At 70.6% G+C, this 19,327-nt stretch carries 15 protein-coding genes; 14 read left to right on the top strand and 1 reads right to left on the bottom strand.

Annotated elements, in window-relative coordinates; genetic code table 11:
- Positions 1 to 11 precede the first annotated feature (11 nt).
- From IE294_RS14760 to recQ, 14 genes are all read left to right on the top strand, one after another.
- Positions 12 to 566, top strand: coding sequence for a NuoB/complex I 20 kDa subunit family protein (locus IE294_RS14760; protein WP_009190037.1), 555 nt, complete (start codon positions 12 to 14; stop codon positions 564 to 566).
- Positions 563 to 1,357 carry an NADH-quinone oxidoreductase subunit C gene (locus IE294_RS14755; RefSeq protein ID WP_373315820.1) on the top strand — a complete coding sequence of 265 codons (795 nt, stop codon included), beginning with the start codon at positions 563 to 565 and terminating at the stop codon, positions 1,355 to 1,357. Before IE294_RS14760 ends, IE294_RS14755 begins: the two co-directional genes overlap by 4 nt.
- Positions 1,354 to 2,694, top strand: a complete 1,341-nt coding sequence (locus IE294_RS14750; RefSeq protein WP_189886039.1) for an NADH-quinone oxidoreductase subunit D — start codon at positions 1,354 to 1,356, stop codon at positions 2,692 to 2,694. Before IE294_RS14755 ends, IE294_RS14750 begins: the two co-directional genes overlap by 4 nt.
- On the top strand, positions 2,691 to 3,557 hold the full coding sequence (nuoE, locus tag IE294_RS14745; protein ID WP_189886037.1) for an NADH-quinone oxidoreductase subunit NuoE: 867 nt from the start codon (positions 2,691 to 2,693) through the stop codon (positions 3,555 to 3,557). The genes IE294_RS14750 and nuoE overlap by 4 nt, the downstream gene beginning before the upstream one ends.
- Positions 3,557 to 4,903 carry an NADH-quinone oxidoreductase subunit NuoF gene (gene nuoF / locus IE294_RS14740; protein WP_373315819.1) on the top strand — a complete coding sequence of 449 codons (1,347 nt, stop codon included), beginning with the start codon at positions 3,557 to 3,559 and terminating at the stop codon, positions 4,901 to 4,903. Before nuoE ends, nuoF begins: the two co-directional genes overlap by 1 nt.
- The gene (locus tag IE294_RS14735; RefSeq protein ID WP_189886033.1) at positions 4,900 to 7,428 is read left to right on the top strand and encodes an NADH-quinone oxidoreductase subunit G; all 2,529 of its coding nucleotides are present in this window, start codon (positions 4,900 to 4,902) and stop codon (positions 7,426 to 7,428) included. The genes nuoF and IE294_RS14735 overlap by 4 nt, the downstream gene beginning before the upstream one ends.
- Positions 7,425 to 8,792 (top strand): NADH-quinone oxidoreductase subunit NuoH, encoded by a 1,368-nt coding sequence (gene nuoH / locus IE294_RS14730; RefSeq protein ID WP_189886031.1) that lies wholly within the window; start codon positions 7,425 to 7,427, stop codon positions 8,790 to 8,792. Before IE294_RS14735 ends, nuoH begins: the two co-directional genes overlap by 4 nt.
- Positions 8,785 to 9,435, top strand: a complete 651-nt coding sequence (gene nuoI / locus IE294_RS14725) for an NADH-quinone oxidoreductase subunit NuoI (RefSeq protein WP_189886029.1) — start codon at positions 8,785 to 8,787, stop codon at positions 9,433 to 9,435. The genes nuoH and nuoI overlap by 8 nt, the downstream gene beginning before the upstream one ends.
- The gene (locus tag IE294_RS14720) at positions 9,432 to 10,277 is read left to right on the top strand and encodes an NADH-quinone oxidoreductase subunit J (protein ID WP_189886027.1); all 846 of its coding nucleotides are present in this window, start codon (positions 9,432 to 9,434) and stop codon (positions 10,275 to 10,277) included. The genes nuoI and IE294_RS14720 overlap by 4 nt, the downstream gene beginning before the upstream one ends.
- A complete protein-coding gene (gene nuoK, locus IE294_RS14715; RefSeq protein ID WP_189886025.1) occupies positions 10,274 to 10,573 on the top strand; it encodes an NADH-quinone oxidoreductase subunit NuoK in 300 nt (99 codons plus the stop codon). The genes IE294_RS14720 and nuoK overlap by 4 nt, the downstream gene beginning before the upstream one ends.
- 15 nt (positions 10,574 to 10,588) lie before the next feature.
- A complete protein-coding gene (gene nuoL, locus IE294_RS14710; protein WP_189886023.1) occupies positions 10,589 to 12,535 on the top strand; it encodes an NADH-quinone oxidoreductase subunit L in 1,947 nt (648 codons plus the stop codon).
- 5 nt (positions 12,536 to 12,540) lie between these two features.
- Positions 12,541 to 14,112: an NADH-quinone oxidoreductase subunit M gene (locus IE294_RS14705; RefSeq protein WP_059263035.1), complete on the top strand. Its 1,572-nt coding sequence runs from the start codon at positions 12,541 to 12,543 to the stop codon at positions 14,110 to 14,112.
- On the top strand, positions 14,109 to 15,758 hold the full coding sequence (gene nuoN, locus IE294_RS14700) for an NADH-quinone oxidoreductase subunit NuoN (protein ID WP_132787052.1): 1,650 nt from the start codon (positions 14,109 to 14,111) through the stop codon (positions 15,756 to 15,758). The genes IE294_RS14705 and nuoN overlap by 4 nt, the downstream gene beginning before the upstream one ends.
- Before the next feature lie 205 nt (positions 15,759 to 15,963).
- Entirely contained in the window at positions 15,964 to 18,000 is a 2,037-nt protein-coding gene (gene recQ / locus IE294_RS14695; RefSeq protein WP_189886021.1) for a DNA helicase RecQ, read from the top strand.
- Between the two features lie 65 nt (positions 18,001 to 18,065).
- On the opposite strand, the gene IE294_RS14690 is transcribed toward recQ, so the two are convergent.
- Positions 18,066 to 19,013, bottom strand: a complete 948-nt coding sequence (locus IE294_RS14690) for a M56 family metallopeptidase (protein ID WP_189886014.1) — start codon at positions 19,011 to 19,013, stop codon at positions 18,066 to 18,068.
- Positions 19,014 to 19,327 lie beyond the last annotated feature (314 nt).

The following is a 19,327-nucleotide window of genomic DNA, read 5'->3' as shown; positions in this document are numbered from 1 at the left end:
CCTTTAACGACATGGGACTCGAAGAAAAGCTGCCGAGCGGCTTCCTGCTGACCACCGTCGAGCAGGCCGCGGGCTGGGTGCGCAAGGCGTCCGTCTTCCCGGCCACCTTCGGCCTCGCCTGCTGCGCCATCGAAATGATGACCACCGGCGCCGGCCGCTACGACCTGGCCCGCTTCGGCATGGAGGTCTTCCGCGGCTCACCGCGCCAGGCGGACCTGATGATCGTCGCCGGCCGGGTCAGCCAGAAGATGGCGCCCGTCCTGAGGCAGGTCTACGACCAGATGCCCAACCCCAAGTGGGTGATCTCCATGGGCGTCTGCGCCTCCTCCGGCGGCATGTTCAACAACTACGCGATCGTCCAGGGCGTCGACCACATCGTCCCGGTCGACATCTACCTGCCCGGCTGCCCGCCCCGCCCCGAGATGCTGATGGACGCGATCCTCAAGCTCCACCAGAAGATCCAGTCCACCAAGCTCGGCGTGAACGCCGAAGAGGCGGCCCGCGAGGCGGAGGAGGCGGCGCTCAAGGCCCTGCCCACGATCGAGATGAAGGGGCTGCTGCGGTGAGCGACGCGAACGGCACCCAGGGAAACCACGGGGCGAACGGCCCCGCGAACGGGGTGAACGGCTCCGCGAACGGGGTGAACCCCGAGAAGGACCTCTCCGCCTCCAACCTCCCCGGCCAGCGCGGCCAGGGCGGCGAGGAGATCCGCGTCCAGCGCGGCATGTTCGGCGCCAACAACGGCGGCGACACCTCCGGCTACGGCGGCCTGGTCCGCTCGGTCCGACTCCCGGGACCGGCGACCCGGCCCTACGGCGGCTGGTTCGACGAGGTCGCCGACGAACTGGAGGGCGCCCTGGAGGAACAGGGACTCCTCCCCGGGAACGCCATCGAGAAGACGGTCGTCGACCGCGGCGAGCTGACCTTCCACATCGAACGCGAGCACCTGGTCCGCGTCGCCCGCACCCTGCGCGACGACCCGGCGCTGCGCTTCGAGCTGTGCACCGGCGTCAGCGGCGTCCACTACCCGAAGGACAAGGGGCGCGAGCTGCACGCCGTCTACCACCTGCGCTCGATCACCCACAACCGGCTGATCCGCCTCGAAGTCAGCGCGCCCGACAGCGACCCGCGCCTGCCGTCGCTGGTCCCCGTCTACCCGACGAACGACTGGCACGAGCGCGAGACCTACGACTTCTTCGGCATCGTCTTCGAAGGTCACCCGGCCCTGACGCGGATCATGATGCCGGACGACTGGCAGGGCCACCCGCAGCGCAAGGACTACCCCCTCGGCGGCATCCCCGTCGAGTACAAGGGCGCCCAGATCCCGGCTCCGGACCAGCGGAGGTCGTACTCGTGAGCACGCAGTCAGCATCCGCCGCGTCGGCCGCGTCCGCGCGCGAGACCACCGAGGGCACCGTCTACACGGTCACCGGTGGCGACTGGGACGAGGTCGTCCAGTCCGCGACCCGCGCCGACGACGAGCGCATCGTCGTCAACATGGGTCCCCAGCACCCGTCCACCCATGGAGTGCTCCGCCTGATCCTGGAGATCGAGGGCGAGACGGTCACCGAGGCCCGCTGCGGCATCGGCTACCTCCACACCGGCATCGAGAAGAACCTCGAATACCGCACGTGGACGCAGGGCACCACGTTCGTGACGCGCATGGACTACCTGACGTCCTTCTTCAACGAGACCGCCTACTGCCTCGCCGTCGAGAAGCTCCTCGGCATCGAGGACCAGATCACCGAGCGCGCCAAGATCATCCGGGTGCTCCTGATGGAGCTGAACCGGTTGTCCTCCCACCTGGTGTGCATCGCCACCGGCGGCATGGAGCTGGGCGCCACCACGATCATGATCTACGGATTCCGTGATCGTGAAATGATTCTCGACATCTACGAGCTGGTCACGGGCCTGCGCATGAACCACGCGTACATCCGGCCCGGCGGACTCGCCCAGGACCTGCCGCCCGGCGCGGTGGACCAGATCCGCGAGTTCGTGAAGAAGATGAAGAAGAACCTCCCGGAGTACGACAAGCTCGCCACCGGGAACCCCATCTTCAAGGCCCGCATGCAGGACGTCGGCTACCTCGACCTGGCCGGCTGCATGGCCCTCGGCGCGACCGGCCCGATCCTGCGCGCCACCGGCCTGCCGCACGACCTGCGCAAGACCCAGCCGTACTGCGACTACGAGACGTACGACTTCGACGTCCCGACCGCCGACACCTGCGACGCCTACGGCCGCTTCCTCATCCGCCTGGAGGAGATGCGCCAGTCGCTCGGGATCGTCGAGCAGTGCCTGGACCGGCTCCAGCCCGGCCCGGTCATGGTCGCCGACAAGAAGATCGCCTGGCCCGCCCAGCTCGCCCTGGGACCGGACGGACTCGGCAACTCCCTCGACCACATCAAGAAGATCATGGGCACCTCCATGGAGGCCCTGATCCACCACTTCAAGCTGGTCACCGAGGGCTTCCGGGTCCCGCCGGGACAGGCGTACGCGGCCGTCGAGTCGCCCAAGGGCGAACTCGGGGTGCACGCGGTCTCCGACGGCGGCACCCGCCCCTACCGGGTCCACTTCCGCGACCCGTCCTTCACCAACCTTCAGGCCATGGCGGCGATGTGCGAGGGCGGCCAGGTCGCCGACGTCATCGTCGCCGTCGCGTCCATCGACCCCGTGATGGGAGGCGTCGACCGGTGACCACCTCTTCTTCGGAGCGGGGCGTCAGCCTGGGCATGCCCGAACTGCCCGCGCCCGCGTACCCGGACGACGTCCGGGCCCGGCTGGAGGCGGACGCGCGCGAAGTGATCGCGCGCTACCCGGACTCCCGGTCCGCCCTGCTGCCGCTGCTCCACCTCGTGCAGTCGGAGGAGGGCCATGTCACGCGCACCGGCATGCGGTTCTGCGCGGACATGCTGGGGCTGACCACGGCCGAGGTCACCGCCGTCGCCACCTTCTACACGATGTACCGGCGCAAGCCGTCCGGTGACTACCAGGTCGGCGTCTGCACCAACACGCTGTGCGCGGTCATGGGCGGCGACGCGATCTTCGAGACCCTCCAGGAGCACCTGGGCGTCGGCAACGGCGAGACCACGGACGACGGCAAGGTCACCCTGGAGCACATCGAGTGCAACGCGGCCTGCGACTACGCGCCCGTCGTGATGGTCAACTGGGAGTTCTTCGACAACCAGACCCCGGCGAGCGCCAAGCACCTGGTCGACGACCTGCGGGCGGGGCGCCCCGTGCAGCCCACGCGCGGGGCGCGCCTGTGCACCTTCAAGGAGACCGCGCGGATCCTGGCCGGCTTCCCCGACGAGCGGCCCGGGGCCGTCGAGGAGGGCGGCAGTGCGGGACCCGCGTCGCTGGTGGGCCTCCGCCTGGCAAGGGGAGAGGCCGCACCCGCGCGCGTGGTCCATCCGCGCGGAGGTCCGCATGAGGGGTCGCAGGACAGGGTGCACGAGCCGTCGCCGGCCGAGCACCTGAGCTCCCATGACGCGCCGCAGGACACATCGGCCTCCGACCCTGCCCACCCCGCGGGGCCTACCGCAGAGGAGGGGGAGTGATGACCGTGGTATCCGAGGTCAAGGACCCGAGCCCGGAGAAGCTGCTCGCACCCGTGCTGTCGGCCTTCTGGGACGACGACCGGTCCTGGACTCTGGACGTCTACCGGAGGCACGAGGGGTACGAGGGGCTCCGCAAGGCCCTCGCCATGTCGCCGGACGACCTGATCGCGTACGTCAAGGACTCCGGGCTGCGGGGCCGCGGCGGCGCGGGATTCCCGACCGGGATGAAGTGGCAGTTCATCCCTCAGGGCGATGGGAAACCGCACTATCTAGTTGTCAACGCCGACGAGTCGGAACCGGGCACCTGCAAGGACATCCCGCTCCTCTTCGCGAACCCGCACAGCCTCATCGAGGGCATCGTGATCGCGTGCTACGCCATCCGGTCGTCGCATGCCTTCATCTATCTGCGGGGTGAAGTCGTCCCCGTCCTGCGGCGGTTGCACGAGGCCGTGCGCGAGGCCTACGCGGCGGGCTACCTCGGCGAGAACGTCCTGGGCAGCGGACTCGATCTCCAGCTCACCGTGCACGCGGGCGCCGGCGCGTACATCTGCGGTGAGGAGACCGCACTGCTCGACTCGCTCGAAGGCCGCCGTGGTCAACCGCGGCTCCGTCCCCCCTTCCCTGCGGTGGAAGGCCTCTACGCCTGTCCCACTGTGGTGAACAACGTCGAGTCGATCGCGTCGGTTCCCGCCATCCTGAAAAACGGCAAGGACTGGTTCAGGTCGATGGGCAGCGAGAAGTCCCCGGGCTTCACGCTCTACTCGCTCAGCGGCCATGTCGCGAGCCCCGGCCAGTACGAGGCCCCGCTCGGCATCACGCTGCGCCAGCTCCTCGACATGAGCGGTGGCATGCGGCCGGGCCACCGCCTGAAGTTCTGGACGCCGGGCGGCTCCTCCACGCCGATGTTCACCGACGAGCACCTCGACGTCCCCCTCGACTACGAGGGCGTCGGCGCCGCCGGTTCCATGCTCGGCACCAAGGCGCTCCAGTGCTTCGACGAGACGACCTGCGTGGTGCGGGCGGTGACCCGCTGGACCGAGTTCTACGCCCACGAGTCCTGCGGCAAGTGCACCCCCTGCCGCGAAGGGACGTACTGGCTGGTGCAACTGCTGCGGGACATCGAGGCCGGCAAGGGCGTGATGTCCGACCTCGACAAGCTCAACGACATCGCCGACAACATCAACGGCAAGTCCTTCTGCGCCCTCGGCGACGGCGCCGCGTCCCCGATCTTCTCCTCGCTGAAGTACTTCCGCGAGGAGTACGAGCAGCACATCACGGGCCGGGGCTGCCCCTTCGACCCGGCCAAGTCGACGGCCTGGGCGGACCGCCCGGAGGTGAACGCATGACCGTGACCACCAGTGCTCCCGCGGGTGGGGGAGAGGCGGCGGTCCCGCCGGAGGACCTCGTCACGCTGACGATCGACGGCATCGAGATCAGCGTGCCCAAGGGCACCCTGGTCATCCGGGCCGCCGAGCAGCTCGGCATCGAGATCCCGCGCTTCTGCGACCACCCCCTGCTGGACCCGGCCGGCGCCTGCCGCCAGTGCATCGTCGAGGTCGAGGGCCAGCGCAAGCCGATGGCGTCCTGCACGATCACGTGCACGGACGGCATGGTCGTGAAGACCCAGCTGACCTCGCCGGTCGCCGAGAAGGCCCAGCACGGTGTGATGGAGCTGCTGCTCATCAACCACCCGCTGGACTGCCCGGTCTGCGACAAGGGCGGCGAGTGCCCGCTACAGAACCAGGCGATGTCGCACGGCAACGCCGAGTCCCGCTTCGACGGCAAGAAGCGGACCTACGAGAAGCCCGTACCGATCTCCACCCAGGTGCTGCTCGACCGCGAGCGGTGCGTGCTGTGCGCCCGCTGCACCCGCTTCTCCAACCAGATCGCGGGCGACCCCATGATCGAGCTGGTCGAGCGGGGCGCGCTCCAGCAGGTCGGCACCGGCGAGGGCGACCCGTTCGAGTCGTACTTCTCCGGCAACACCATCCAGATCTGCCCGGTGGGCGCGCTCACCTCGGCCGCCTACCGGTTCCGCTCCCGCCCCTTCGACCTCGTCTCCTCCCCGTCGGTGTGCGAGCACTGCTCCGGCGGCTGCGCCACCCGCACCGACCACCGGCGCGGCAAGGTCATGCGGCGGCTCGCCGCCTACGACCCCGAGGTCAACGAGGAGTGGATCTGCGACAAGGGACGCTTCGCGTTCCGGTACGCGCAGCAGAAGGACCGCCTCGACACGCCGCTGGTGCGCAACGCCGACGGTGTCCTGGAGCCCGCCTCCTGGCCGGAGGCCCTGGAGGTGGCCGCGCGGGGCCTGAGCGCCGCCCGCTCCCGGGCCGGTGTCCTCATCGGCGGCCGGCTGACCGTCGAGGACGCCTACGCGTACAGCAAGTTCGCGCGCGTGGCGCTCGACACCAACGACATCGACTTCCGCGCGCGCGTGCACAGCGGCGAGGAGGCCGACTTCCTGGCGGCCCGGGTGGCCGGCCGGGGCCGGGACCTCGACGCCAAGGGCGTCACGTACACCTCCCTGGAGAAGGCGCCCGCCGTCCTGCTGGTCGGCTTCGAGTCGGAGGAGGAGGCACCCGGCGTCTTCCTGCGGCTGCGCAAGGCCTGGCGCAAGCGCAAGCAGCGGGTGTTCTCGCTGGCCACGCACGCCACCCGGGGCCTGGAGAAGGCGGGCGGCACGCTGCTGCCGGCCGCACCGGGCACCGAGACGGAGTGGCTGGACGCGCTCGCGAGCGGCGTCGGCCTGGAGGAGCCCGGCACGCTCGCCGCAGAGGCCCTGCGCGCCGAGGGCGCCGTCATCGTCGTGGGAGAGCGGCTGGCCGGTGTCGCGGGCGGGCTCACCGCCGCGCTGCGCGCCGCCACCGCGACCGGCGCCGAACTGGTGTGGATCCCGCGCCGGGCCGGTGAGCGCGGCGCCGTCGAGGTGGGCGCGCTGCCCTCGCTGCTGCCGGGCGGTCGCCCGGCGACCGACCCGCGCGCGCGGGAGGAGGTCGCCGCGGCCTGGGGCCTCGCCGAACTCCCGGCGCGCTACGGCCGCGACACCCACCAGATCGTCGAGGCCGCCGCCACCGGCGAACTCTCGGCGCTCCTGGTCGCCGGAGTGGAGGTCGCCGACCTGCCCGACCCGGCACGCGCGCGTGAGGCGCTGGACAGCGTCGGCTTCCTGGTGTCGCTGGAGCTGCGGCCCAGCGAGGTCACCGCCCGCGCCGACGTCGTCCTGCCGGTCGCGGCGGTCGCCGAGAAGGCGGGCACCTTCCTCAACTGGGAAGGGCGCGTGCGCTTCTTCGAGGCCGCGCTCAAGCCCGACCAGATGACCCGCCCGCTCGCGCCGACCGACACGCGGGTGCTGCACATGCTCGCCGACGCCATGGACGGTGTCGAAGGCGCCGACGGACGCCGCCTGCTGGGCCTGCCGGACCTGCGCACCACGCGCGCGGAGATCGACCGGCTCGGCTCCTGGGACGGCCCCCGTGCCTCGGGGCCCATGGAGACCGCGGGCGCGCTGCCCCGCCCGGCCGCCGGGGAGGCCGTGCTCGCCGGGCACCGGCTGCTGCTCGACCAGGGCGTCCTCCAGGAGGGCGACGAGGCGCTCGCCGGAACCCGGCACGCCGCACACGCGCGCGTGTCCGCCGCGACGGCCGCCGAGGCGGGCGTCGCGGACGGCGAGATCCTGACCGTCACCGGCCCCGCCGGCACGGTCGGACTGCCCTTGCAGATCACCGAGATGCCCGACCGGGTGGTCTGGCTCCCGCTGAACTCCGTCGGTGCCGGCGTCGCCTCCGGCACCGGGGCACGACCCGGCTCCCTCGTCCGCATCGGCCCGGCGGCAGTCGCCGAAGAGGCCCCCAAGGAGGTGGAGGCATGAGCCCGTACCTCGCCGCTGAAGACCTCTCGATGTTCGGCCGCGACCCCTGGTGGCTGGTCGTCGTCAAGGCGGTCTTCTGCTTCGCGTTCCTGATGGTGACCGTGCTGTTCTCCATCGTCTGGGAGCGCAAGGTCGTCGCCTGGATGCAGTTGCGCATCGGCCCCAACCGGCACGGCCCCTGGGGCATGCTCCAGTCGCTCGCCGACGGCGTGAAGCTGATGCTCAAGGAAGACCTCATCGTCAAGCGCGCGGACAAGGTGGTCTACGTCCTCGCGCCGATCGTCGCGGCCATCCCGGCCTTCATGGCGATCGCGGTGATCCCCTTCGGACCGGCCGGCAACGAGATCTCGATCTTCGGTCACCGCACCACGATGCAGCTCACCGACCTGCCGATCGCGATGCTCTACATCCTCGCCATCGCCTCGGTCGGCATCTACGGCATCGTGCTGGCGGGCTGGAGCTCCGGGTCCACCTACCCGCTCCTGGGCGGCCTGCGCTCCTGCGCGCAGATGATCTCGTACGAGATCGCCATGGGCGCCGCGTTCGCCTCCGTGTTCCTCTACTCGGGGTCGATGTCGACGTCCACGATCGTGGCGCAGCAGCACGACCGCTGGTACATCCTGCTGCTGCCGGTCTCCTTCATCCTGTACATCGTCACCATGGTCGGCGAGACCAACCGCGCCCCCTTCGACATGCCGGAGTCCGAGGGCGACCTGGTCGGCGGCTTCAACACCGAGTACTCGTCGATCAAGTTCGCGATGTTCATGCTCGCCGAGTACGTGAACATGGTGACGGTCTCGGCCGTCTCGACCACCCTGTTCCTCGGCGGCTGGCGCGCCCCCTGGCCGGTCAGCTCCTTCTGGGAGGGCGCCAACCACGGCTGGTGGCCGCTGCTCTGGTTCATCATCAAGGTGCAGCTGCTGCTGTTCTTCTTCATCTGGCTGCGCGGCACGCTCCCGCGCGTCCGCTACGACCAGCTGATGAAGCTCGGCTGGAAGGTCCTCATCCCGGTCTCGTTGACCTGGCTGATGCTGGTCGCGACCGTCCGCGCCCTGCGCAACGAGAACTACGACTTCGCCGACATCGCCCTCTACGTCGGCGGCGGTGTCCTCGCCCTGCTGCTGATCTCCTTCGTCGCGGACATGTTCCGCGACAAGGCCGGGCCGGCCGAGGAGCCGGCCGGCCGGCAGCCGGCGTTCGACCCGATGGCGGGCGGGTTCCCGGTGCCGCCGCTGCCCGGGCAGGAGCTGCCGCCGGCGCCGCGGCGCCGCCCCCGGTGGGGCGAGCGGGAGCTGATTGTCAGTGGTGGGCCGGACACTGTCAGTGACGGATCTTCGGATGGAAAGGAGGCGTCCGATGGCTGAGGAGCCTCAGGAGTCCGGGCGGACCGAGCCCGGCTTCCAGAACCCCGTGGCCGGCTTCGGCGTGACCTTCAAGGCCATGTTCAAGAAGCGGCTGACCGAGCAGTACCCGGAGCAGAAGAAGACCACGGCTCCGCGGTTCCACGGACGGCACCAGCTCAACCGCCATCCGGACGGCCTGGAGAAGTGCATCGGCTGCGAGCTGTGCGCCTGGGCCTGCCCCGCCGACGCCATCTACGTGGAGGGCGCCGACAACACCGACGAGGAGCGCTACTCGCCGGGCGAGCGGTACGGCCGCGTCTACCAGATCAACTACGCCCGCTGCATCCTGTGCGGGCTGTGCATCGAGGCGTGCCCCACGCGCGCGCTGACGATGACGAACGAGTTCGAACTGGCCGACTCCAGCCGCGCCAACCTCATCTACACCAAGGAGCAACTGCTCGCCGGACTCGAAGAGGGCATGGTCGACACGCCGCACGCGATCTTCCCGGGGACGGACGAACAGGACTACTACCGCGGCCTGGTGACGCAGGCCGCGCCCGGCACGGTCCGTCAGCCGGCCGTCTCCAAGGGCGAGGTCCCGCAGGAGGCCGCCTCCACCTTCGGCGAGGACGAGCCGGCCTCGAAGAAGGTGATCGGCCGATGACCGCGCAGCACCTCGCCGCCTACACCACCTCCACCGGTGAGGCCTTCCAGTTCTGGGTCCTCGGCACGATCGCGGTGATCGGCGCCCTGTGCACCGTCTTCATGAAGAAGGCCGTGCACAGCGCGCTCTGCCTCGCCGGCACCATGATCGTCCTGGCGGTGTTCTACCTCGCCAACGGCGCCTACTTCCTCGGCATCGTGCAGATCGTCGTCTACACCGGCGCGATCATGATGCTGTTCCTGTTCGTGGTGATGCTCGTCGGCGTCACGGCCGCGGACTCCCTGAAGGAGACCATCAAGGGCCAACGCTGGCTGGCCCTTCTGTGCGGGGTCGGCTTCGGGGTCCTGCTGTTCGCCGGCATCGCCAACGCCTCCCTGAAGGAGTTCACCGGCACCGGCCGGGCGAACGCGAACGGCAACGTGGAGGGGCTGGCGTCCCTCATCTTCACCAAGTACGTCTTCGCCTTCGAGATCACCGGCGCGCTGCTCATCACGGCCGCGGTCGGCGCCATGGTGCTCACCCACCGGGAGCGCACCGAGCGCGCCAAGACGCAGCGCGAGCTGTCCGAACAGCGCGTCCGCGAGGGGAAGCACCTCCCGCCGCTGCCCGCCCCCGGTGTCTACGCCCGGCACAACGCCGTGGACATCGCGGGTCTGCTGCCCGACGGCACCCCGTCCGAGCTGACCGTCAGCAAGACGCTGCGCGAACGCGGGCAGATCCGTGACGTGTCCGCCGAGGCGCTGGGCGACCTGCGGGCGCTGGAGCAGCGCGCGGAGGAGCGCCTGGAGCGCCGGGCGATCGAGCCGGAGACGTTCAAGCGGTCCGAGGAGGCGTCGAAGTGAACCCGGTCAACTACCTCTACCTCGCCGCCCTGCTGTTCACGATCGGCGCGACCGGCGTCCTGGTCCGGCGCAACGCCATCGTGGTCTTCATGTGCATCGAGCTGATGCTGAACGCCTGCAACCTCGCGTTCGTCACCTTCTCCCGGATGCACGGCAACCTCGACGGCCAGATCATCGCCTTCTTCACGATGGTCGTCGCCGCCGCGGAGGTCGTGGTGGGCCTCGCGATCATCGTGTCGCTGTTCCGTGCCCGCCACTCGGCCTCGGTCGACGACGCCAGCCTGATGAAGCTGTAAGGGGTCGGAAGAATCGTGGAGAACCTGATCGCGCTGCTCATCGCGGCGCCCCTGCTCGGAGCGGCCGTCCTCTTGGTCGGTGGCCGGCGCCTGGACCGCGTCGGCCACTGGATCGGCACGCTCCTGTCGGCCGCCTCCTTCGTGTTCGGCCTCGTCCTCTTCGCCGACCTGCTCGGCAAGGGCGCGGAGCAGCGCACCCTGACGCAGCACCTGTTCAGCTGGGTCCCGGTGGCCGGCTTCCAGGCGGACGTCACCTTCCGCCTGGACCAGCTGTCCATGACCTTCGTGCTGCTCATCACGGGCGTCGGCTCGCTGATCCACCTGTACTCGGTCGGGTACATGGAGCACGACGAGCGGCGCCGCCGCTTCTTCGGCTATCTGAACCTGTTCCTCGCGGCGATGCTGCTGCTCGTCCTCGCCGACAACTACCTGCTGCTGTACGTCGGCTGGGAGGGCGTCGGTCTCGCCTCGTACCTGCTGATCGGCTTCTGGCAGCACAAGCCCAGCGCCGCCACGGCCGCGAAGAAGGCCTTCCTGGTCAACCGGGTCGGCGACATGGGCCTGTCGATCGCGATCATGCTGATGTTCACCACCTTCGGCAGCTTCGCCTTCGGCCCGGTCCTCAGCCACACCGGTGACACCTCCGAGGGCAAGCTCACCGCGATCGGCCTGATGCTGCTGCTCGCCGCCTGCGGCAAGTCCGCCCAGGTGCCGTTGCAGTCCTGGCTCGGGGACGCCATGGAGGGTCCGACCCCGGTCTCCGCCCTCATCCACGCGGCGACGATGGTGACCGCGGGCGTCTACCTGATCGTCCGCTCCGGCGCCATCTTCAACGCCGCCCCCGACGCACAGCTGGCCGTCACGGTCGTCGGCGCCGTCACGCTCCTGTTCGGTGCGATCGTCGGTTGCGCCAAGGACGACATCAAGAAGGCGCTGGCCGGCTCGACCATGTCGCAGATCGGCTACATGGTCCTCGCGGCGGGCCTCGGCCCCATCGGCTACGTCTTCGCGATCATGCACCTGGTGACGCACGGCTTCTTCAAGGCCGGGCTGTTCCTCGGCGCGGGTTCCGTGATGCACGGCATGAACGACGAGGTCGACATGCGCCGCTACGGCGGCCTCAGGAAGTACATGCCGGTCACCTTCATCACCTTCGGCCTCGGCTACCTCGCCATCATCGGCTTCCCCGGCCTGTCCGGCTTCTTCTCCAAGGACAAGATCATCGAGGCGGCGTTCGCCAAGGGCGGCACCGAGGGCTGGATCCTCGGCGGCGCGGCCCTGCTGGGCGCGGCCATCACCGCCTTCTACATGACGCGCGTGATGCTGATGACGTTCTTCGGTGAGGAGCGGTGGCGCAAGGCCCCGACCCCGTCCCCGGCCGAGCCCAGCGTGGAGCCCGCCGCCGAGACCCGGGGCGAGTACGCCGAGCCGCATCCGCACGAGTCCCCGAAGGTCATGACGATCCCCATGATCGTCCTCGCCGTCGGCTCGGTCTTCGGCGGTGCCTTCTTCAGCATCGGCGACCGCTTCCTGCACTGGCTGGAGCCCGTCACGGGACACAGTGAGGGCGACTCCCCGCTCAGCGCGGCGACCGTCACCGGCGCGACCATGGTCTGCCTGGTCATCGGCGTCGCCATCGCCTGGGCCCAGTACGGCCGCAAGCCCGTCCCGGCGGTCGCACCGCGCGGCTCCCTGCTCACCCGCGCGGCCCGCCGCGACCTGCTCCAGGACGACTTCAACCACGTGGTCCTGGTGCGCGGTGGCGAGCACCTGACGCGCTCCCTGGTCTACGTCGACCACACCCTGGTCGACGGCGTCGTCAACGGCACGGCGGCCGGTTTCGGCGGTCTGTCCGGACGGCTGCGCCGGCTCCAGAACGGCTTCGCCCGCTCCTACGCGGTCTCGATGTTCGGCGGCGCGGCACTCCTGGTCGCCGCGACCCTGCTGATGAGGGCGGTCTGATACCGATGTCCTTTCCTCTGCTGACAGCGACGGCGGCGCTCCCGGCCCTCGGGGCGGTGGCCACGGCCGCCGTACCGGCCGCCCGGCGCACCGCAGCCAAATGGCTGGCACTGGTCGTCTCGCTCGCCACGCTCGCCCTGGCGGTCACCGTCCTGGTCCGCTTCGACCCGGACGGCTCCCGCTACCAGCTCACCGAGTCCCACGCCTGGATCAAGGACTTCGGGGTCAGGTACGAACTGGGCGTCGACGGCATCGCGGTCGCGCTGATCGCGCTGACCGCCGTACTGATCCCGTTCATCATCCTCGCGGGCTGGCACGACGCCGACCCGCTGGAGACCGGCAGCCGGCGCTGGCGGCCCACCCAGGGCTTCTTCGCGCTGATCCTGGCCGTGGAGGCGATGGTGATCGTCTCGTTCGAGGCCACCGACGTCTTCCTCTTCTACATCTTCTTCGAGGCCATGCTCATCCCGATGTACTTCCTCATCGGCGGCTTCGGGGACCGTGCCCATGAGCACGGCGAGGAGACGGCCGCCACGCAGCGGTCGTACGCGGCGGTGAAGTTCCTGCTCTACAACCTGGCCGGCGGTCTGATCATGCTGGCCGCGGTGATCGGCCTGTACGTGGTCGCCGGGAACTTCTCGCTCACGCAGATCGCCGAGGCCCGCGCGAACGGCTCGCTGCACATGGCGACCAGCACCGAACGCTGGCTGTTCCTCGGCTTCTTCTTCGCCTTCGCGGTGAAGGCGCCGCTGTGGCCGCTGCACACCTGGCTGCCGAACGCCATGCAGGAGTCCACCGCCCCGGTCGCCGTCCTCATCACCGCGGTCGTCGACAAGGTGGGCACGTTCGCGATGCTCCGCTTCTGCCTCCAGCTGTTCCCGGAGGCGTCGAAGTGGGCGACGCCCGTCATCCTCGTCCTGGCGCTCATCAGCATCGTCTACGGCGCACTGCTCGCCGTCGGCCAGCGGGACATCAAGCGCCTGGTGGCCTACGCGTCGATCTCGCACTTCGGCTTCATCATCATGGGCATCTTCGCGATGACCAGCCAGGGCCAGTCGGGCGCCACGCTCTACATGGTCAACCACGGCATCTCCACGGCCGCCCTGATGCTGGTCGCCGGCTTCCTCATCTCCCGGCGCGGCTCCCGGCTCATCGCCGACTACGGAGGCGTGCAGAAGGTCGCCCCGGTGCTCGCCGGCACCTTCCTGATCGGCGGCCTCGCCACCCTCTCGCTGCCCGGACTGGCGCCGTTCGTCAGCGAGTTCCTCGTCCTGGTCGGCACGTTCACGCGCTACCCGGTGATCGGCGTCATCGCCACCTTCGGCATCGTCCTCGCCGCGCTGTACACGCTCGTGCTGTACCAGCGGACGATGACGGGCCCGGTGAAGCCGGAGGTCTCCGCGATGCCCGACCTCCGCGTGCGTGAGCTGGTGGTCGTCGCCCCGCTGATCGTGCTGCTGATCTTCCTGGGCGTCTATCCGAAGCCCGTGACGGACATCGTCAACCCGGCGGTCAAGCAGACCATGTCCGACGTCCAGAAGAAGGACCCCAAGCCCGAGGTGGAGGCGGCCAAGTGAGCGCACCAGCCGTCCACAGCCTGTGGACAACCGCGGCCGAACCGATCTCGAAGATCGACGCGCCGAAGATCGAATACGGACAATTGTCGCCGACGCTGATCGTCATCGGCGCGGCGCTGGTCGGGGTGCTCATCGAGGCGTTCGTGCCGCGCCGGTCCCGCTACTACGCGCAGGTGTTCGTGTCCGTCGTCGCCCTGTGCGCCGCGTTCGCCGCGGTCGTCGCGCTCGCGGCCGACGGGTTCGGCACCACGAAGGCGCACATCGCGGCGATGGGCGCCATCGCGGTCGACGGCCCGGCCCTCTTCCTCCAGGGCACGATCCTGCTGGCCGGCCTGGTCGGTCTGTTCACCTTCGCCGAGCGGCGCCTGGACCCGGCGGCGCACGGCAACCGGGTCGACTCCTTCGCCGCGCAGGCCGCCTCCGTACCCGGCAGTGACAGCGAGCAGGCCGCCGTGAAGGCGGGCTTCACCACCACGGAGGTCTTCCCGCTGCTGCTCTTCGCGGTCGGCGGCATGCTGATCTTCCCGGCGGCGAACGACCTGGTGACCCTGTTCGTGGCCCTGGAGGTCTTCTCCCTGCCGCTGTACCTGCTGTGCGCGCTGGCCCGCCGCAAGCGGCTGATGTCGCAGGAGGCCGCGGTCAAGTACTTCCTGCTGGGCGCGTTCGCCTCCGCGTTCACCCTGTTCGGCATCGCGCTGCTGTACGGCTACGCGGGCTCGATGTCGTACGCGCGCATCGCCCAGGTCGTCGACGGCACGGTCACCGACGTCGACCCGGCCCTCGCCAACACCATGGGCAACGACGCGCTGCTGCTGGTCGGCGGCGCCATGCTCCTGATGGGCCTGCTGTTCAAGGTGGGCGCGGTGCCGTTCCACATGTGGACGCCCGACGTCTACCAGGGCGCGCCCACCCCGGTGACCGGCTTCATGGCCGCGGCGACGAAGGTGGCCGCGTTCGGCGCGCTGCTGCGCCTGCTGTACGTCGTCCTGCCCGGGCTGCGCTGGGACTGGCGGCCGGTCATGTGGGCCGTGGCGATCATCACCATGCTCGGCGGTGCGATCGTCGCCATCACCCAGACCGACATCAAGCGGCTGCTGGCGTACTCGTCCATCGCGCACGCCGGGTTCATCCTCGCGGGTGTGATCGCCACCTCGAAGGACGGCGTGTCGTCGGTGCTGTTCTACCTGGCGGGCTACTCCTTCGTCACGATCGGCGCGTTCGCCGTGGTCACGCTGGTGCGCGACGCGGGCGGCGAGGCGACCCACCTGTCGAAGTGGGCGGGTCTCGGCCGTCGCTCGCCGCTGGTGGCGGCCGTGTTCGCGGTGTTCCTGCTGGCCTTCGCCGGTATCCCGCTGACCTCCGGGTTCGCCGGGAAGTTCGCCGTGTTCAAGGCGGCGGCGGACGGCGGCGCGGCCCCGCTGGTCGTGATCGGTGTGATCTCCTCGGCCATCGCCGCGTTCTTCTACATCCGCGTGATCGTGCTGATGTTCTTCAGCGAGCCGCGGCCGGAGGGCCCGACCGTCGCCGTCCCGTCACCGCTGACCATGCTCGCGATCGGCCTGGGCGTGGCCGTCACTCTGGTCCTCGGCGTGGCGCCGCAGTACTTCCTGGACCTGGCGAACCAGGCGGGAGTCTTCGTGCGCTGACGCCCGCGGCACCCGCGCCGCTGCCCGGCACCCTCACCGGAGGGCGCCGGGCAGCGGTGTTCCCCGGGGCACGCCGGCGATGGCTGACCGATGGCGCACGGAAACGACCGAGCCTGTGGATAACTCCGGGACTGTCGGTCCGGACCCCTATGGTGGAGGCAGCGGTCGAGAGACGACACACGGGGGACCGACGGGGGACAGGACGATGGGCGTGACGGGCGGTATCAGCGAGATGGCACAGGTGACCGAGGGGCCGGGCGCGGCCGACAGCGAGGCGCTGGCCACGCTGCACCGGGTCTTCGGATACGACGCCTTCCGGGGCGAGCAGCAGGCGATCATCGAGCATGTGGTGGCGGGCGGCGACGCCGTCGTCCTCATGCCGACCGGCGGCGGCAAATCGCTGTGCTACCAGATCCCGGCCCTGGTCCGGCCCGGCACGGGCGTGGTCGTCTCACCGCTGATCGCCCTCATGCAGGACCAGGTGGACGCCCTGCGCGCCCTCGGTGTCCGCGCCGGCTTCATCAACTCCACCCAGGACTTCGACGAGCGGCGCATGGTCGAGGCCGAGTTCCTGGCCGGCGAGCTGGACCTGCTGTACCTGGCCCCGGAGCGGCTGCGCGTGGACGCCACGCTGGACCTGCTCTCCCGCGGCAAGATCTCCGTCTTCGCGATCGACGAGGCCCACTGCGTGTCCCAGTGGGGCCACGACTTCCGCCCGGACTATCTCGCCCTGTCCCTGCTCGGCGAGCGCTGGCCGGACGTCCCGCGGATCGCCCTCACCGCCACGGCCACCCGCGCCACCCACCAGGAGATTACCCAGCGGCTGAACCTGCCGACGGCCCGGCACTTCGTCGCCAGTTTCGACCGGCCCAACATCCAGTACCGGATCGTGCCCAAGGCCGACCCCAGGAAGCAGCTGCTCGCCTTCCTCCGCGAGGAGCACCCGGGCGACGCCGGCATCGTGTACTGCCTCTCGCGCAACTCGGTGGAGCGCACGGCGGAGTTCCTGACCGCCAACGGCATCCAGGCGGTGCCGTACCACGCGGGCCTGGAAGCGGCCACGCGCGCGGCGCACCAGGCCCGGTTCCTGCGCGAGGACGGCCTGGTCGTGGTCGCGACGATCGCCTTCGGCATGGGCATCGACAAGCCGGACGTACGCTTCGTCGCCCACCTGGACCTGCCCAAGTCGATCGAGGGGTACTACCAGGAGACCGGCCGGGCGGGCCGCGACGGCCTGCCGTCGACGGCCTGGATGGCGTACGGCCTGAACGACGTCATACAGCAGCGCAAGCTGATCCAGTCCGGCGAGGGCGACGAGGCGTTCCGCCGCCGGGCCGCCGCCCACCTCGACGCCATGCTCGCGCTGTGCGAGACCGCCCAGTGCCGCCGTGGCCAGCTGCTCGCCTACTTCGGCCAGGACCCCGAGGCCGCGGCCTGCGGCAACTGCGACACCTGCCTCACCCCGCCCGAGACCTGGGACGGCACGATCGCTGCGCAGAAGGTGCTGTCCACGGTGGTGCGGTTGCAGCGGGAGCGCGGGCAGAAGTTCGGCGCGATGCAGATCGTCGACATCCTGCTCGGCAAGCGCACCGGCAAGGTGATCCAGTTCGACCACGACCAGCTGTCCGTCTTCGGCATCGGCCAGGATCTCTCCGAGGGCGAGTGGCGCGGGGCCATCCGGCAACTGCTGGCCCAGGGGCTCCTCGCGGTCGAGGGGGAGTACGGCACGCTGGTGCTCACCGAGGCGAGCGGCTCGGTGCTGCGGCGGGAGCGCGAGGTGCCGCTGCGCAAGGAGCCGAAGAAGCCGACCGCCTCCCGGTCGCGCTCCACCGGCTCCTCCGGGGGCGACCGCAAGGCCAAGGCCGTCGCGGTCGAGCTGCCCGAGGCGCTGCTCCCCGCCTTCGAGGCCCTGCGGGCCTGGCGCGCCGAACAGGCCCGGGAGCAGGGCGTCCCGGCGTACGTCATCTTCCACGACGCCACCCTGCGCGAGATCGTGACCCGGTGGCCCGGTTCGGTGCGGGAGCTGGGCACGGTGAACGGCGTCGGCGAGAAGAAGCTGGCGACGTACGGCGAAGGGGTCATCCAGGTGCTGGCCTCCCTGGACGGGGCCGCCCCGGTGGCCGCCGACGCCCCGGCCGCCGCTGCCACCCTGGCCACTGCCGACGCCCCGGCCGCCGGCGACAGTCAGGACGCCGACTGGCCTGAGCCGACGGACGAGCCGGAACCGGACGACTGGATATAACCGGGACGCCCGGACCCCCGGGACAGACAGCCCAGGACCCCCGGGGCGGGGCGTGCGCGGTGCCGTCAGGCCCTCAAGGACAGTGCGGTCAGGCCCGGGGCGAAGGTGATCAGCAGCGGGAGCAGCGGCACCAGCGCGGCCACCGTCGTCGTCAGTGCCCGGTGCCGGCGCAGCAGCCGGGGCGGCGGCTCCAGCAGGCGGTCGACGCGCTCGCCGAGGAGGCGGCGGCTGGAGTCGCAGGACAGGACACCCCGGTGCTGGTTCAGCTCGATCAGGGCGAGGGCCGTGGTGAGGTGTCCGCAGCGCCGGGAGGCCGTGTCGTCGGCGGCCAGCTCGACCAGGCGGTGCGTCTGGTCGCAGAAGTGGGCGAAGAGCGGCACGCGAGGGAAGCCCGTGGCGAGGGCGGTGGACAGGTGCAGCAGCCAGTCGTGGTGGGCGCGGGCATGCCCGCGCTCGTGGGTGAGGACGGCGTCCAGCTGAAGGTCGGTGAGGCGGTGCAACGCCCCTGTGGTGACGACCAGTTGGGCTGGGTGCCCCGGCATCCACCAGGCGTCCGGGTACTCGTCCTCCAGTACCAGCATCGGCCCGCGCGCCGCCGGCAGTCCGGCCGGCAGTTCGGGGGCGCGCTCGCGCAGGTGCGCCCGCACCTGGCCGCGGCTGCGGCGGGCCTCGACGAGTTCGCGGGCCAGCATCGCCGTCGTCCAGGCGGCCCCGCAGGCCAGCAGCACGGTGAGCGCGGCGGCCCATCCCGGCGCGGTGGACAGGTCGTAGGCGGCGGTGACGGCGGGCGGCGCGGGCGCGAACACGTGGTCGCGGACGGTGTGGAAGACGGCCGCCGCGCCCAGGACCAGCGCGGTCAGGCAGCACAGCAGGACGGTGGCGACGAGACACTGCCACACCCACAGTGCGACCACGGGTTCCCGCTCGGGCCAGGCGGCACGGGTCAGCGCGCGCGGCGCCGGTACGGCGGCCGTCAGGGCGACGACGCTCAGCAGGAGCAGGCAGACAGTCATGCCGGGGCCCCGGTTCCTGGTCGGAGAGGTGTGCGGGTGACGGTGGTGCCGGGCACGCGTCACGCGACGGCGGCTCGCGCGTGGTGCGTGCCCCGTCAGTATGACGAAGACGGGCGGCCGGAGTCAGGTGTCGACACCGATCGGCCGGGACCGGCCCGGGCCCGAGGCTCCCGCCACGCCCGGCCGGCCCGCCACGCAAGCCACCCGGCCCGCCCGCCACGCAAGCCACCCGGCCCGCCCGTCACGCAAGCCACCCGGCCCGCCCGTCATGCAAGCCACCCGGTCCGCCCGGCGTGCCCGTCCGGCGCTCTCTG

The sequence above is a fragment of the Streptomyces canarius genome, from assembly GCF_014650735.1.
Lineage (GTDB): Bacteria > Actinomycetota > Actinomycetes > Streptomycetales > Streptomycetaceae > Streptomyces > Streptomyces olivaceoviridis.
Note: the sequence above shows the minus strand (reverse complement) of the source record. Positions and strands in the feature narration are given on the sequence as shown.

What these genes read in the sequence shown, in the direction of transcription:
- IE294_RS14760 (WP_009190037.1), top strand. Translation starts at nt 12, where the DNA reads ATGGGACTCGAAGAAAAGCTGCCGAGCGGCTTCCTGCTGACCACCGTC.
- nuoF (WP_373315819.1), top strand. Translation starts at nt 3,557, where the DNA reads ATGACCGTGGTATCCGAGGTCAAGGACCCGAGCCCGGAGAAGCTGCTC.
- IE294_RS14735 (WP_189886033.1), top strand. Translation starts at nt 4,900, where the DNA reads ATGACCGTGACCACCAGTGCTCCCGCGGGTGGGGGAGAGGCGGCGGTC.
- nuoH (WP_189886031.1), top strand. Translation starts at nt 7,425, where the DNA reads ATGAGCCCGTACCTCGCCGCTGAAGACCTCTCGATGTTCGGCCGCGAC.
- nuoI (WP_189886029.1), top strand. Translation starts at nt 8,785, where the DNA reads ATGGCTGAGGAGCCTCAGGAGTCCGGGCGGACCGAGCCCGGCTTCCAG.
- IE294_RS14720 (WP_189886027.1), top strand. Translation starts at nt 9,432, where the DNA reads ATGACCGCGCAGCACCTCGCCGCCTACACCACCTCCACCGGTGAGGCC.
- IE294_RS14705 (WP_059263035.1), top strand. Translation starts at nt 12,541, where the DNA reads ATGTCCTTTCCTCTGCTGACAGCGACGGCGGCGCTCCCGGCCCTCGGG.
- recQ (WP_189886021.1), top strand. Translation starts at nt 15,964, where the DNA reads ATGGGCGTGACGGGCGGTATCAGCGAGATGGCACAGGTGACCGAGGGG.
- IE294_RS14690 (WP_189886014.1), bottom strand. Translation starts at nt 19,013, where the DNA reads ATGACTGTCTGCCTGCTCCTGCTGAGCGTCGTCGCCCTGACGGCCGCC.